Here is a 15,431-nt window from a genome sequence, read left to right on the forward strand (position 1 = left end):
TATGCCATGGAAGCGCTCGACAACCGTTCACTGCACAACCACGCCGGCCATCCCTTCACCCTGGTCGCCGCCCCCCCCCTGCAAAGCCGCCTGCGGCGTGTGCTCGGTGTGCTCGCCGCGCCCTGGCTGCTGCCACGGCGCTGGCGCAATTCGCGCGCACTGCGCGACCGCACCCGCCCCTACCACTACATCGGCCAACTGGCGCGGCGCGCCGATGGCAGCTGGCGGCGCTACCTGCGCCTGGTGACCTTCGCCGGCGACTACCACGTGCTGATCGGCGTCGAGGAAATCCGCGGGCTGATGCAGCACCCGCGGATGGGCCAGGGCGAGCTGGTCGGCGACGGCCGGCAATTTCTGGTAATTGCCGACGCCCTGGGACGCATGCGCCTGAGCAAGGAACGCCAGGACGCCAAGCAGAAGCGCAACATCATCGCCCACTTGGTAAGCAGCCCGGAACGCTTCATCCAGACCATGCGCAGCCTCAGCGAACAACGGGTGCGGCGCTGGTGGCAAGGCGCCCCGACCCTGCTGGTGAACGCCGAGCTGAGCGAGTTCACCGCCGAGGTGTACCTGCGCTCGGTGATGGACCTGCAAGGCCCGGTGGAGGGCGTGGGGCAGATGCTCGAAGAGCAGGTCGACCTGCTCGGGCAGGCGTTCGCCTACCACAAGCCGGCGCACTTCAACCGCCGCTTCGACGAACTCAAGCGCCAGTTGGTGGCGCGCATCGGCAACGACCCGGGGTTGCTCAACAGCACCGACTACACGCACCGCCTCAGTGCCTACATCGACCAGCACTACCAGTCGCAGCAGGACGAGGCGTTTGCCACCGGCCTCAATGGCGCGGTGCTGGCCGGCTATGTCGCACCGTTTCCGTCGTTCCTCGCCCTGGTCGACGAGCTGGGCCGCCATCGCCACTACCAACAGGCCCTGCGCGAGGAGCTGCGTACGCAAGGCCAGGACCACAGCGCCTACATCCGCCGCGACGACACGCTGCTGCATGCCTGTGTCCACGAAGTGTTGCGCCTGCATCCGGCGCAGCCGTTCCTGTTCCGCGCGGCCAGCCGCGACCTGCTGCTCAACGGCCGGTTCGTTCGCCAGGGCAGCGAGCTGGTGGCCGACATCTACCACGTGCTGCGCCTGCCCGAACTGTGGGGCGAGGATCCCGAGCGTTTCCGCCCCGAACGTTTCCAGGAGGCCCCCGAACGCTACCGCCAGCCGTTCCTGGCCTATTCCAGCGGGCCCAACAACTGCACCGGGCAGATGTTTTCGCGCTACTCGCTCAAGGTGCTGCTGGCCGAGCTGGTGCGGGCCGGCGACTGGGAGGCCAGTGACGAGCCCCTCGAACACCACTTCCACTTCGCCCTGGCCATGAACCGCCCGGTGCGGATCCGCCTGAAGGAGCAGCAACATGCTTGAGGCCCGCGCCAACCCCTACCAGCACCGGTTCTTCCTCGAATGGCAACTGGCCCCCGACAGCACCCTGTACAACACCCCGCTGGTCTACCGGATCGCCGGCGAGCTCGACCTGCCAGCGCTGCGCACGGCCCTGGGGCACTTCGTCAACCATTACTACAGCGCCTGTCTGGGGCGCTTCGAACTGCGCGGCGAGGCGCTCTGGCAACTGCCCGGGCAGCCGCTGGATGACGTGCTCGCGGTACGCGAAGTGGCCAGCGACCAGGACCTGGACGCGGCCATCGACCAAGTGCTGGCCCATGCGTTCGACCTGCAGGCCGGCCCGCTGTTTCGCTTCGACCTGCTGCGCCAGGGCGGCCAGCAGCGCCTGGTGCTGAACTTCCACCACATCATCGCCGACGCCACCTCGGCCCTGCAGTTCGTCCAGGTACTGGCCGCCAGCTACCAGTGCCAGCGCGAGGGCCACCCACTGCCGCTGCCGGAGCCGCTGGCCAAGCCGCTGGCGGTCAGCGCCAGCGATGCCGCCGATGTCGGCCACTGGTGCGCGCGCCTGGCTGGCCGGGCGCTGAATGTCGAACTGCCCTGCCAGCGCGACGCCCAGGGGGCCGCGCACGGGCTCGGTGCCTCGCACTATTTCGACCTCGACGATACGCTGGCCCGCAACGTGCGCCGTTATGCCCGCAGCCAGGGTGCCACGCCGTTCGTGGTGCTCGCCGCGGCGCTGGCCGAGGTGCTGCGCGGCTACAGCGGCGCCCGTTCGCTGGTGCTGAACTATCCGGTGGATGAACGCCCCGCCGGTACCCGCCGGGTGCTCGGCTGCCACATCAACAACTACCCGCTGCCGGTCGAGATCAACCCCGGCGACAGCCTGCAGTCGCTGGTCGCTGCGCTACGTGAAGAACGCAAGGCGGCGCGCGGGCACTCCCGCTTCACCCTCACCGAGGTGATGCGCCACCTGCGGGCGCAAGGCCTGAGCGTCGAGCGGCCGTTCAATGTCAGCCTGGTCGAGGCCTACTTCGGCGACGATCAGTTGGCCCTCGGCGCGGCAACCCTGACGCCCCACGGTCTGGGGCGGCGCCAGGTTGTCGGCGACCTGGTGGTCGCCTACCAGGTCGAGGCGCAACGTATCCGTCTGCGCCTGGACTACCCGCTCGAGCGTTTCAGCCCAGCCTTCATCGAGCGCCTGGGCGCCAGCCTGGCGCACCTGCTGGAGCATGCCTTGGCCGAGCCCGAGGCGCCACTTGACGCCCGCTGGCTGTTGCCACCGGCCATGGCCAAGCAGCTGCGGGGCTTCACCGGCGAGCCCGGCAGCCGCGCCCTCGGCCAGGACGGCGTGATGCGCCGCTTCCTCGACCAGGTACAGCGCCAGCCCGAGGCGCCGGCCCTGCAATACCGCCAGGCCACCCTCGGCTATCGCCAGCTGGCCAGCGCCGCCTCGGCACTGGCCGAGCGCCTGGGCGAGTGCCCTGCTGCGGCGTGCATCGGTGTCCACCTGCGCCGCAAGGACCAGGCCGTGATCGCCATGCTCGCGGTGCTGGGCAAAGGCGCCGCCTACGTACCGATCGACCCGGACATGCCGCTGGAACGCCTGCGCGACATTGTCGCCGACAGCGCAATGGACCTGCTGATCACCGACCAGGCGCTGCCCATCGACGTGCGCCAGCTGTGCCACTCGCCGCTGCCCGCCCGCGCCACGCCCCACCCGGTGACCCTGCAGGCGCCCACGGCTGGGCAACTGGCGTACCTGATCTATACCTCCGGCTCCACCGGCAAGCCCAAGGGCGTGCGCATCACCCACGGGGCCCTGGGCAACCTGGTCGCCGATTTCGTTGCCGACCTGGGCCTGAACACCCAGGACCGGGTCCTCGGCGCCACCGCGGTCGGCTTCGACATCTTCGGCCTGGAGCTCTTCGGCGCGCTGACCTGCGGCGCCTGCCTGCAACTGATCGACGAGCAACTGCGCGAACCAGCGACCCTGGCCTGCACCCTCGATGAACTGCGCCCCACCTTGCTGCAGGGCACGCCCTCGTTCTGGTCGCTGCTGGCCCTGGCCGGCTGGCGCCCGGCCGAGCCCGAACGGGTACGCCTGCTGTGCGGGGGCGAAGCGCTGTCGGCCAACCTGGCCAGCTACCTGCTGGGTTGCGCCTCCCAGGTGGTGCAGGTCTACGGCCCCACCGAGACCACCATCTGGTCGACCCGCCAGCACCTGAGCGACGCGGGCCAGCACGCGCTGATCGGCCGCCCGGTCGGCGCCACCCGCTGCTATGTGCTCGATGAGCAGGGGCAGGCGCTGCCCTGGGGCGCCAGTGGCGAACTGTACATCGGCGGCGCCGGCCTGGCCGAGGGTTACCACCGGCGCGCGGCGCTCAATGCCGAACGCTTCCCGCTGCTCGACCCGCTTGGCCTGGAAGGCCAGCCGGCGCGCCTGTACCGCACCGGCGACCGGGTGTGCTGGGACGACCACGGCCGGCTGGTCTACCACGGGCGCCTGGATTTCCAGGTCAAGGTGCGTGGCCACCGCATCGAACTGGGCGAGGTCGAGCACGCGCTGCACCAGCTGCCCGGCATCCGCCAGGCCGTGGTACTGGCCTGGGACAGCGACGGCCAGACCGAGCTGAGCGCCCATGTGGTGCCGCGCGACGCCGGCCAGGGCGACCCTGCCACGTGGCGCGCGGCGTTGCTGGAGCGGTTGCCGGCCTACATGGTGCCGCAACGCTTCGAATGCCTGGCGCGTCTGCCGCGCTCGCTCAATGGCAAGGTCGATCGCCAGGCCCTGAAACGCCCACCCCGCAGCGACCTGGTGGCCCAGGTAGCGCCGCAGGGGCCGACCCAGCTGCGCCTGGCGGCCATCTGGCAGACGCTGCTCGAGCTGCCCCAGGTCGGCGCCGAACAGTCGTTCTTCGAGCTCGGCGGTCATTCGCTGCTGGCCGCGCAACTGCTGGTGAGCATCGACCAGCAGTTCGGCGTACGCCTGAGCCTGGCCGACCTGCTGCGCCAGCCCAGCGTGGCGGAACTGGCCGCCCACCTGGACGCCGCCGGCCAGCGCGCCGTGCCCGCCGAACCACGCAGTGTGGCCGCGCGCTTGCCGCTGTGCGCCGCGCAACGCCAGCTGTACTTCAGCGACCGCTATGACGAAGGCGGGCCGCAACGCTTCAACCTGGCGGTGGTGCAGCGCCTCGACGGGCCGCTGGATGTCGACGCCTTGCAATGGGCCTGGCAGCAGGTCGCGGCGCGCCATCGGCAGTTGCACATGCGCATCGAGGCCGACGCCGAGGGCCTGTGGCAGGTCTACGACGCCGTCGCCGAACCGGCCCTGACGCCAATCGAGGTGGCACCCGCGCAACTGCCCGAGTTGCTGCGCCGGGCCCTGCGCACGCCGCTGCCGCTCGACCGCGCGCCACTGTATCGCCTGCGCCTGCTGCGCCTGAATGCCCAGCAGCACGTGCTGTTGCTGCAACTGCCGCACCTGCTGGCCGACGGCTGGTCGTTCGAGCTGCTGCGCGAGCAACTGAGCCAGGCCTACAACGCCCGACGCCGCGGCCAGCCGCTGGCGGCCGTGGCCGTCAAGCAGCACTATGCCGATGCCCTCGCCGAGCAGCAGGCCTGGCTCGACGGCACCGATGGCCAACAGGCGGTTGCTTTCTGGCGTGAACTGCTGGCCGGCTACGAGGGCCTCGACCTGCCCCGCGACAGCGGCCTTGAGCAGGCTGGCGACGAGGATGGCGGCCACTGCCACTTCGACCTGCCGGCAACCTTGATCGAGCGCCTGGAACAGCATTGCACGGCACGCGGGACTTCACTGTTCTGCGCGCTGTACGCCGCCTATGCGGTATTGCTGGGCCGCTATTGCAACACCCGCGACCTGGTGATCAGCGTGCCATCGGCCAACCGCGGCGCCGGTAACGATCAGGTGCTGGGGCTGTTCACCAGCACCCTGCCGCTGCGCCTGCACCTGGACGATCACGCCGGCTTCGGCCAGCTGCTCGCCCAGGTCACCCAGCTCGCACGCCAGGCCCAGACCTGCCAGGGCGTACCGCTGGAAGCGATGGGCGAGGTCGCCGGTGACGGTCGCGTGCACCCCTGGATGCAGGCGGTATTCACCCTGCAGAACGCCAACGAACAGCACACCTTGGCGCTGGACGACGTGCAGGCACGCTTCGTCGAAGTGCACGATGGCATCGCCCGCTATCCGCTGTTCCTGTCCTTGCGCCGCCACGATGGCGCGCTGCGCGCCACCCTGGAGTACGACCGAGGGCGCTTCGCCGCCGCACGCATGGCCCGCCTGGGCGAGCATTACCAGTACCTGCTGGAGCAACTGCTCGAGGCCGACGTGCCACTGCGCGACCTGCAGTTGCTGCGCGCCGAACAGCGCCAGGCCTTGCTGCAGCCGGTGAGAATGCTGGCCAGCACGCCAGGTATTTCGCTGGTCGAGGCGTTTGCCGAGGTCGCCGGGCGCATGCCTGGGCGGGTGGCGCTCGAGGACGGCCGCCAGCGCCTGAGCTACGCCGAGCTGGACCGCGCCAGCGATCACCTGGCCCGCCGCCTGCGCCGGCGCCATCGGCAACTGCACGGCCAGGCACTGGCGGCCGACACGCTGGTTGGCCTCTGCGCCGACCGCGGCATCGAGCTGCTGGTGGGCATGCTGGGCATCCTCAAGGCCGGCGCCGCGTATGTGCCGCTGGACCCCGACTACCCCCACGCGCGCCTGGCCGCGGTGTGCCAGGACAGCGCCCTGACCTTGCTGGTGGCACAAGGCGCCGCCCTGGAGCGCAGCGGGTTGCGGGACATGGCGGTGGTGCTGCTCGACGGCGCTGACGACGACGGCGATGCGCACGACGAGCAGCCGCTTCCGCGCATCGCGCCGACGCAACTGGCCTATGTGATCCATACCTCCGGCTCCACCGGCACGCCCAAGGGCGCGATGCTCAGCCATCACAACGTGATGCGTCTGTTCACCACCAGCCGCGCGCTGTTCGATTTCGACGAGCACGACAGCTGGTGCCTGTTCCATTCCTACGCCTTCGACTTCTCGGTCTGGGAGATCTGGGGCGCGCTGCTGCACGGCGCGCGCCTGGTGATCGTGCCACAGCCCACCAGCCGTGACCCCGAGGCACTGCGCGCGCTGCTGCTGGAGCATGGCGTGACGGTGCTCAACCAGACCCCCAGCGCGTTCGTGCGGTTGCTCGCCGAAGACCTGCGCCACCCCGGCCACCTGCCCCTGCGCCAGGTGATCTTCGGCGGCGAGGCCCTACAGGCCGGGGCTCTGGCGCCGTGGTTCGGCAAGTACGGCAAGCGTGTGCGCCTGAGCAACATGTATGGCATCACCGAGACCACCGTGCACGTCACCCATACCGTGGTGCGCCACGACGACCTCGGCGGCAACCGCATTGGCCGACCGCTGCCCGACCTCGCCGTGCTGGTGCTCGACGCCCACGGCCAGCTGTGCCCGCCAGGGGTCACCGGCGAGCTGCACGTTGCCGGCGCCGGGTTGGCGCGGGGCTACCTTAACCAGCCGGCGCTGACCGCCCACGCCTTTGTCGAACGGCATGGCCTGCGCCTGTACCGCAGTGGCGACCTCGGCCGCTGGCTGGAGGACGGCACGCTGGAGTACCAGGGGCGCAACGACCACCAGGTCAAGGTGCGTGGCTTCCGTATCGAACTGGGCGATATCCAGGCCGCGCTGCTGCGCCTGGCGCAGATCGACGACGCGGTGGTGCGCCACGACGCCAGCCGCGGTGTGCTGCAGGCCTGGTTCAGCGCCAGCCGGCCAGTGCCCCTGGCCAGCGTCCAGTCACACCTGCGCGACCACCTGCCGGCTCACATGCAGCCCCAGCAGTTGCGCCAGGTCGAACGCCTGCCGCTGACCGCCAACGGCAAGGTCGACATCGCCGCCTTGCGTGCCTTGGCGCCGCTGGCGGCGGAGCGCGCCGAAGCGGGTCGGGCGCCGGCCGGTGAGCGCGAAACGCTGCTCGCCGATATCTGGCGCAAGGTGCTGGAACTGCCGCAAGTCGCCGCCGACGACGACTTCTTCGCCTGCGGCGGCGACTCGTTGCGCATCCTCGATGTCCAGCGCCTGGTGCGCGCCGCCGGTTTTACCTTCAGCCCGCGCCAGTTGTATCGCCACCCGACCCTGGCAGCCCTCGCCGTTGAACTGGCGCCCTGGCAGGCACGCGCCAGCGCCGCCTGCGCGCCATTCGCCCTGCTCGACCCTGAACGCGCGGCGCTCGCGCGCCAGGCCGGCGACCAGGACGGGTACCCACTGACCGCGTTGCAGGAGGGCATGCTGTTCCATTCCCAGCTCGAACAGGCGGCCACCTACCTGGATATCATGTCCTGTCGCGTTCGCGGCCCGTTCGACGAAGCGGCGCTGCGCGAGGAGCTGCAGGCGCTGATGCGCGACCACGCGGTGCTGCGCACTTTGTTCGCTGCCAGCGCCCAGGGCCACTGGCAGCGCGTGCGCGCGGCGCTGCCGCTGCCGCTGCAAGTGGAAGACCTGCGCGCGCTAGAGCCGGCAGCCCAGGAACGCTGGCTGGAAGCTTTCCACCGGGACGAGCTGCAACGTCCGCTAAACGGTGATCAGGCACCGTTGTGGCGGGCGACCGCGCATGTCCTGCACGGTGGCTGGTACCTGACGCTGACCTGCCACCACGCCATCCTCGACGGTTGGAGCGTGGCGCGCCTGTTCACCACCGTGTTGGAGAACCTCGACCGTCGCCTGCAGGGCGAAGGGACGCAGGCATCGGCCGCGGCGCTGGACTTCAGCGCCTATGTGGCTCGCGAGCGCCACTGGCGTGCCCAGGCTGAGCTGGGGGCGTTCTGGCAAACCACCTGCGACAGCCTGGAGCCTACCCTGCTGGCCGAAGCCCCGCGCCACGCGGAGGGTCACCTGCGGCGTCTCGAGGTGCCGCTGGACGGCGCCCTGGACGCTGCCCTGCGCGATACTGCCCGCGGCCTGGGGGTGAGCCTCGACCTGGTGCTGCTGGCCGCTCACCTGCAGGCCCTGAGCCGCTTCACCGGGCGGCGCCAGGTCGCTTGCGGCATGCCCTCCCATGGGCGGCTGGTGGAGGACGAGGGGCAGCGCATGCTTGGCCTGTTCCTCAACACCACCCCCTGCGTGGTCACCCTCAGCGCCGACGAGCCGCCGCGCCAGCTGGTGCAACGTCTGCGCGACTACCGCGCCGGGCTCGGCGACGCCGCCCAGTACCCGCTGCGGGAAATCCTCCGCGAGCGCGGTGGCGGCGCGCTGTTCGACAGCCTGTTCAACTTCGTCCACTTCCATGTCTTCGACCGCCTGCAGCACCTGCGCCACTTGCAGGTCAGCCCTGGGCACTGCCACGAGCAGACCAACTTCACCCTGGTCAACCAGACTGGCATCGACCCCCACAGCGGCGCGCTGCGCATCGAGCTGGTGCACCGTTGCGAACAGTGGTGCGACGCTTCGGCGCAACGTTTCGCCCTGTACCTGCGCCAGGCGCTATGCGACCTCGCCGAAGTAGCCCCGGACCGCGCCCTGCGCACGGCATTGCAGGCCCTGTACCCACCCGTGGCCTGGCAAGGCCGGGCCGACCAGGCCGCAGCCGGCGGCATGCTGCTGCGCTTTGCTGAGATCGTTGCCCGCCATGGCCAGCGCCTGGCCTTGCGCGGCACCGACCAAGCGCTCAGCTACGCCGAACTCGATCGCTGGTCGGACAACCTCGCCCTGGCGCTGCAGGCAAGCCACGGCGCGAGCCTGGCCGGGCAGCACGTCGGCGTGTTCACCGGCCCCGGCATGGCGACCATCGCCACCCTGCTGGCGGTGCTCAAGGCCGGTGCAAGCTACTTGCCGCTGGACCCTGGATACCCCACCGCACGCTTGCGCCAGTTGCTCGATGACGCCCGTCCGGCGCTGCTGGCTGGCGCGGTGATGGCGCTGGAGCGCCATGCCGAGCTCAACCTGCCGGCGCGGGTCATCGACGACGCGCCACTGCTGCAAATGCCAGCCCGAGCGTTGCCGCCAGCAGACGCCAATGCCCTTGCCTACGTGATGTACACCTCGGGCTCCAGCGGCCAGCCGAAAGGCGTGATGGTCGAGCAGGCCGGCATCCTGCGCCTGGTGGTGGAGGCCGACTATGTGCGCATCGGCCCCGGCGACGTGCTCGGCCAGCTGGCCACCCTGAGCTTCGACGCGGCCACCTTCGAGCTCTGGGGGGCGTTGCTCAACGGCGCCACCCTGGCGCTGGCGCCGGTGGGTTGCGCCCTCGACAGCCCGGCGCTGGCCCGCTACCTGCGTGAACAGGCGGTGAGCGTGCTGTTCATCACCACCCGCCTGTTCGATCGCCATGTCGCCGCCGGCCACGCCGCGATGTTCCGCGGCCTGCGCTACCTGATGATCGGCGGCGAAGTGATGGACCCAGTGACCGTCGACCAGCTGCTGGCCTGCGCCGAAGGCTGCCCTCAACAGGTGTACAACGTCTACGGTCCGACCGAGAACACCACCTTCAGCACCTTCCAGCCCTTGGACCGCGAGTACCTGGCACGCGAGGGCAGCGACATCGCCATCGGCCGACCAATCCGCGGCACCAGCGCCCATGTCCTGGACGAACGCGGCCTGCCCGCCGCCATCGGCCAGGTCGGCGAGCTGTACCTCGGCGGCCCGGGCCTGGCACGCGGCTACCTGAACGACCCGGCGCGCAGCGCGGCCGCCTTCATCACCCTCGATCCGGCCGACGGCCTGGGACGGCGCCGGCTCTACCGCACCGGCGACGCGGTGCGCTGGCAAACCGACGGCAGCCTCGGCTACCGCGGCCGCATCGATCGCACGGTCAAGATCAATGGTTATCGGGTCAACCTTGGCGAGCTGGAAAACAGCGCCCGGCAGTGCGCCGGGGTCGACCAGTGCATCGCCGTTGGTGGCCAGGGCCTGCTGCTGTATTTCAGCGGCACCACCGACGCCCAGGCGCTGCGCCAGGCCCTGGCCAGCCAGTTGCCGGGGTACATGCTGCCGGCGCGGTTGATCGCGGTCGACACCTTCGAACTCAACCGCAACGGCAAGATCGACAGCACCCGTCTGCCGGCGCCGGACACCCTCAGCGCGCCGCCACGCAGTTTCAGCGATCCCAGCGAGCAGCGCCTGCACCAGATCTGGAGCGCGCTGCTCGGCCATGGCGAGATCGACGCCGAGGACAACTTCTTCGAGCGCGGCGGCGACTCGTTGCTGGCCATGCAACTGCAGCAGCACATCAGCCTGGCCTTCGCCCGCGAGCTGACGGTGGTGGAGGTGTTCCGCCACCCCACCCTGCGCAGCATGGCGCGTTTTCTCGACGGCGCCGCCAGCCAGGCGCAGCCCGACAACGACGAACAGCGCCGCGCCGCGGCCTTCAGCGCACGCCGTGCGCGCCTGACCACCTGAACAAGGAATGCAGCGATGAACCCGTCCATGGATAATGCCGTCGCCATCATCGGCATGGCTTGCCGCCTCCCCTTCGCCGACCACCCCGAACAGTTCTGGCAGGCCCTGGCCCAGGGCCAGGAAGCCATCGAGTCGTACAGCGACGAGCAGTTGCGCGAACGCGGCGTGCCCGCCGAGCGCCTGGCCGACCCGCACTTCGTCAGGGCCGGCGTGCCGCTGCCGGGCCGCCAGTTGTTCGACGCCGGTTTCTTCGGTTTCTCGCCGCGCGACGCCAGCTTGATGGACCCCCAGCAGCGCCTGTTGCTGGAAACCGCCTGGCACGCCTTCGAGCGCGCCGGCCTGGCCCCCGAGCGCAACGGCCGCGAGACCGGCGTGTTCGTCGGCGCCGACGCCAGCAGCTACTTCGTCAACAACCTGCTGCCCAACGCCCAGGCCATGGCCGGCACCGACCCGGTGCAATTGCTCTACGCCAATAGCGGCAACGCCACGCAGATCGCCTACAAGCTCAACCTGCGCGGCCCGGCGCTGGACATCGCCACCGCCTGCTCCACCTCGCTGGTGGCCATCCACCAGGCCTGCCGCAGCCTGCTGCTGCACGAATGCGACATGGCCCTGGCCGGTGGCGCCTCGGTGCAGGCCGCCGAGCAGCAGGGCTACCTGCATCGCCCTGACAGCATCCTGTCGCCGGACGGCCACTGCCGCCCCTTTGACCAACAGGCCCGCGGCACGGTGGCAGGCCAGGGCGTCGCCCTGGTGCTGCTCAAGCGCTACGAGGACGCGGTGCGCGACAACGACCGCATCGAGGCGGTCATCCGCGGCTCGGCGATCAACAACGATGGGGCACGCAAGGTTGGCTATACCGCCCCGAGCATCGACGGGCAGGTCGCGGTGCTGCGCCGGGCGCTGGCCATGGCCGGCCTGCAGGCGGCCGAGGTCGGCTACATCGAGTGCCATGGCACCGGCACCGCGCTCGGCGACCCGATCGAGCTGACCGCCCTCGACGAGGTGTACGGTGGCCAGCCGCGCGCTACGGACGCGCCTTGCTACCTGGGTTCGCTCAAGAGCAACCTCGGCCACCTCAACGCCGCCGCCGGCGCCGCCGGGCTGATCAAGGCCGTGCTGTGCCTGCAGCAACGGCAGATTCCCGCCTCGCTGCACTTCACCCGGCTCACCGACAAGGCCAGCCTCCACGGCCTGCAGGTCAATGCCCGGTTGCGCCCGTGGCCGGCGGCCGATCGCATCGCGCGGGCGGCGGTCAGCTCGTTCGGCATCGGCGGCACCAACGCCCACGTGCTGCTGGAGGCGGCGCCGCCACGCCCCGCCAGCCAGGCCGACGCGGGCCCGCGGCTGCTGACCCTGTCGGCCAAGTCGGCCGACGCCGTGGCGCGCAAACAGGCGCAGCTGGCCGACTGGCTGGAACGTAACCCCGAAGCCGCGCTGGCGGATGTCTGCCACACCGCCAACCGACGCAGCCAGCAGGTACATCGCCTGGCGCTGCTGGCGCGCAGCGGCGCCGAACTGCTCGCACGCCTGCGCGAAGGCACCCCTGCGCGCCTGGCCGCGCCGCCGCCAGCCGACCTGGTACTGGTGCTGCGCGACGGCCCAGGCTTGGTCGAAGGTGTCGCGGCGCTGGCCGCGCACTGCCGCCCGGTGGCCTGCGCCCTCGCCGTCAGCGCCGACGCCTTCGGGCCCGACGCCGGCCTGGCGCAGCGTGGCTTCGCCGCCCTGCACGCCCTGGCCGGGCTGTGGCACGCGTGGGGCCTGCGCCCGCACCTGGTGCTGTGCGACGCCCTTGGCGAACTGGCCATGGCCTGCCAGGCCGGGCGCCTGAGCCTGGGCGACGCGGCGCGCCTGCTCGCCGGCCAGGCCAGCGAGGTGAGCGCGCCACGCGCCGCTGGCGGCGAGCAGACCGGCACCTGGCTGTCGAGCCTGGACGGCAAGCCGGTGAGCCCCGTGCGCCCGCTCGATGCCGACTACTGGCGCCAACCGCGCGATAGCGCGCAGTTCAGCGCCAGCCTGGCGCGCCTGGCCAAGGCGCCCGGGCACTGCCTGGTGGACGCCGCGGCACTGCCCTGGCCGCAAGCCTGCGCCGCCTGCCTGGACAGCGCCCAGGCAACCCTGCACGAGCAACTGCTCGACCTGGCCGGGCAGCTCTGGGCCCGCGGCGTCGCCCTCGATCTCGACGCCATGCACGATGGCCAGGGCCAGCGCGTGGTGCTGCCGGGCTACCCGTTCGAGCGCAGCCGGCACTGGGTCGACGCGCCGCGCGAGGCCCTGGCCGCACCAGCGTCGGCCAGCCCCGCCGGCGACGCTGCGGCGTTGCCTGAAGTGCTACCGCGCAACGAACTGGAACGGGAGATCGCCGGTTTCTGGTCGGAGCTGCTGGGCATCGAGCAGATCGGCGTGACCGAGGATTTCTTCGATCTCGGCGGCCATTCGCTGCTGGCGACCCAGCTCAATGCGCGCATCCACCAGCGTTTCGGCATCGAGCTGAGCCTTGAGGACCTGTTCGACCACCCCACCGTGGAGGCCACCGTGAACCTGCTGCTGCGCAGCGAGGCCGCGGTGCCCGACACCTCCCACTGACCCTCGCAAGGACGCTTACATGGTGATTTCCTCTCCCGCCGACCTGGTGTTCGACGATGTGTTCCTGGAACTGCGCGAAGTGCTGCCCCACACCCCGGTATTCGTCAAGCTCGAGGGTTTCTCGCTCAGCGGCTCGATCAAGGTCAAGCCGGCCCTGCGCATGGTCGAGCGGCTCGAGCTCGAAGGCCGCCTGGGGCCTGGCAAGGCCCTGGTGGAAAGCTCCTCGGGCAATCTCGGCCTGGCCCTGGCGATGGTCTGCGCCAGCAAGGGCTATCCGTTCATCTGCGTCAGCGACCCGAACATCTCGCCGCAGACCGCCAAGCTGATCCGCGCCTATGGCGCACGCCTGGTGATCGTCGAGCAGCGCGACCGCAACGGCGGCTTCCTCGGCAGCCGCATCGGCCTGATCGAACGCATGCTCGGCGAAGACCCGAACCTGGTCTGGACCAACCAGTACGGCAACATCAACAACGTCGAGGCGCACATGCTCAGTACCGGGCCGGCGATCCTGCGCCAGTTTCCGCAACCTGACCTGGTATTCGTCGGTGCCGGCACCACCGGCACCCTGGCCGGGGTTTCGCGCTACCTGCGCGAGCACTCGCCGCACACCCAGGTGGTCGCGGTGGACAGTGTCGGCTCGGTGACCTTCGGCCAACCGTCCGGCCCCCGTCACATCCCCGGCCTGGGCACCAGTCAGGCGCCGGAAATCCGCCATCACTGCCGCCATCACCAACTGCTGATGGTGCCCGAGGAAGAAGCCGTGACCCTGTGCCACGACCTGGCCCGGCGCGGCATCCTGCTCGGTGGCTCCTCCGGCACGGTGCTGGCCGGCGTGCGCCGGCACGCCCGGCACATTGCCCCCGGCGCCTGCGTGGTGGCGATCGCCCCCGACCTCGGCGACCGCTACGTCGACACCCTCTACAACCCCGAGTGGGTGTACCGCCACTTTCCCCATCTGCACACCGGCCAGCCCGTCGCGGCCGCCGAATCATGCGCCTGAGCCACCAGGAGACCCCCATGGACAACCACCCGCCCGCCTTGTCGCTGCTTGGCGCCGCCCCCATCGAAGCCTGGCTGCAGGCCAATCCCGGCCGCCTGCTGGAACTGGTCGCGCAGGCATACCTGGACGCCGCCGAAGGCCGCGCCGGCAACCCCGACAGCTACTTCCTGCGTTTCGCCGACAGCGACCGCAACCGCATCATCGCCTTGCCCGCGGTGCTCGACGACGCGCAGCCGATCGCCGGTTTGAAGTGGATCGCCAGCTTTCCGGAAAACACCCGCCACGGTCTGGACCGGGCCTCCGCGCTGATCATCCTCAACGACCGCCGCACCGGTTATCCGCTGGCCTGCCTCGAAGGCAGCCTTATCAGCGCCGCGCGCACCGCGGCCTCGGCAGTGCTCGGCGCGCGCTGCCTGCACCCTACGCCAGGGCGCAGCGCGGCCTTCGGCGTGGTCGGCTGCGGGCCGATCGCCTGGCGCACGCTGCGCCTGCTGCTGCAGTCGGGCTGGGCGCTGGAGCAGGTCAACCTGTGCGATCTGGACCCTGCGCGTGCCGAGCGCCTGCGCCGGCACTGCCAGGCGCTGGGCCTGGATGCCCAGGTGCAGCCGCTGGAGCGGTGCGTGCGTGACAGCGACTTGCTGCTGTTCGCCACCTCGGCAGTGCGCCCGGGCATCGACCAGACCGCCTGGTTCGACCACGCCCCCACCGTGCTGCACCTGTCGCTGCGCGACCTGGCCCCTGGGGTGATGCTGGCGGCGCAGAACCTTGCCGACGACGTCGGCCACTGCCTCAAGGCCGCCACCTCCCTGGAACTGGCCTGGCGACAGGCCGGCCACCAGCGCTTCATCGCCGGCGACATCAGCCAGGCCCTGCGCGGACAGGTCACTCCGGACCCGACCCGGCCGCGGATCTTCTCGCCCTTCGGCATGGGCGTGCTCGATCTCGCCGTGGCCAGGGCCATTCACCACGACTGCGCGGCACAACCGCACCTGCGGGTGACGGACTTCTTCCCCCGGCCCTACCAGGCCGACCAGGCATGAGCGC

5 protein-coding genes are annotated in these 15,431 nt (G+C 70.6%); all 5 read left to right on the plus strand.

The genetic code is table 11. From position 1 onward, the window contains the following. Window positions 1–6: 6 nt before the first annotated feature. Genes LOY42_RS15855 through sbnB form a run of 5 tightly spaced genes read left to right on the plus strand, consistent with a single transcriptional unit; the run spans window position 7 to window position 15,427 of the window. The gene (locus LOY42_RS15855) at window positions 7–1,416 is read left to right on the plus strand and encodes a cytochrome P450 (RefSeq protein WP_258598303.1); all 1,410 of its coding nucleotides are present in this window, start codon (window positions 7–9) and stop codon (window positions 1,414–1,416) included. Continuing rightward, on the plus strand, window positions 1,409–10,801 hold the full coding sequence (locus LOY42_RS15860; RefSeq protein WP_258598305.1) for a non-ribosomal peptide synthetase: 9,393 nt from the start codon (window positions 1,409–1,411) through the stop codon (window positions 10,799–10,801). Before LOY42_RS15855 ends, LOY42_RS15860 begins: the two co-directional genes overlap by 8 nt. A 15-nt stretch (window positions 10,802–10,816) precedes the next feature. Beyond that, complete coding sequence (locus tag LOY42_RS15865; RefSeq protein WP_258598307.1) at window positions 10,817–13,387, plus strand: type I polyketide synthase; 2,571 nt, start codon at window positions 10,817–10,819, stop codon at window positions 13,385–13,387. Between the two features lie 19 nt (window positions 13,388–13,406). Next, a complete protein-coding gene (gene sbnA, locus LOY42_RS15870; protein WP_139671569.1) occupies window positions 13,407–14,387 on the plus strand; it encodes a 2,3-diaminopropionate biosynthesis protein SbnA in 981 nt (326 codons plus the stop codon). 17 nt (window positions 14,388–14,404) lie between these two features. Next, window positions 14,405–15,427, plus strand: a complete 1,023-nt coding sequence (gene sbnB / locus LOY42_RS15875) for a 2,3-diaminopropionate biosynthesis protein SbnB (RefSeq protein WP_139671572.1) — start codon at window positions 14,405–14,407, stop codon at window positions 15,425–15,427. Window positions 15,428–15,431: the final 4 nt, after the last annotated feature.

Source organism: Pseudomonas sp. B21-023 (genome assembly GCF_024749165.1).
Lineage (GTDB): Bacteria > Pseudomonadota > Gammaproteobacteria > Pseudomonadales > Pseudomonadaceae > Aquipseudomonas.

Excerpts from the sequence above, each read along its gene's own strand:
- LOY42_RS15855 (WP_258598303.1), top strand. The coding sequence starts at position 7 with ATGGAAGCGCTCGACAACCGTTCACTGCACAACCACGCCGGCCATCCC.
- LOY42_RS15860 (WP_258598305.1), top strand. The coding sequence starts at position 1,409 with ATGCTTGAGGCCCGCGCCAACCCCTACCAGCACCGGTTCTTCCTCGAA.
- LOY42_RS15865 (WP_258598307.1), top strand. The coding sequence starts at position 10,817 with ATGAACCCGTCCATGGATAATGCCGTCGCCATCATCGGCATGGCTTGC.
- sbnA (WP_139671569.1), top strand. The coding sequence starts at position 13,407 with ATGGTGATTTCCTCTCCCGCCGACCTGGTGTTCGACGATGTGTTCCTG.
- sbnB (WP_139671572.1), top strand. The coding sequence starts at position 14,405 with ATGGACAACCACCCGCCCGCCTTGTCGCTGCTTGGCGCCGCCCCCATC.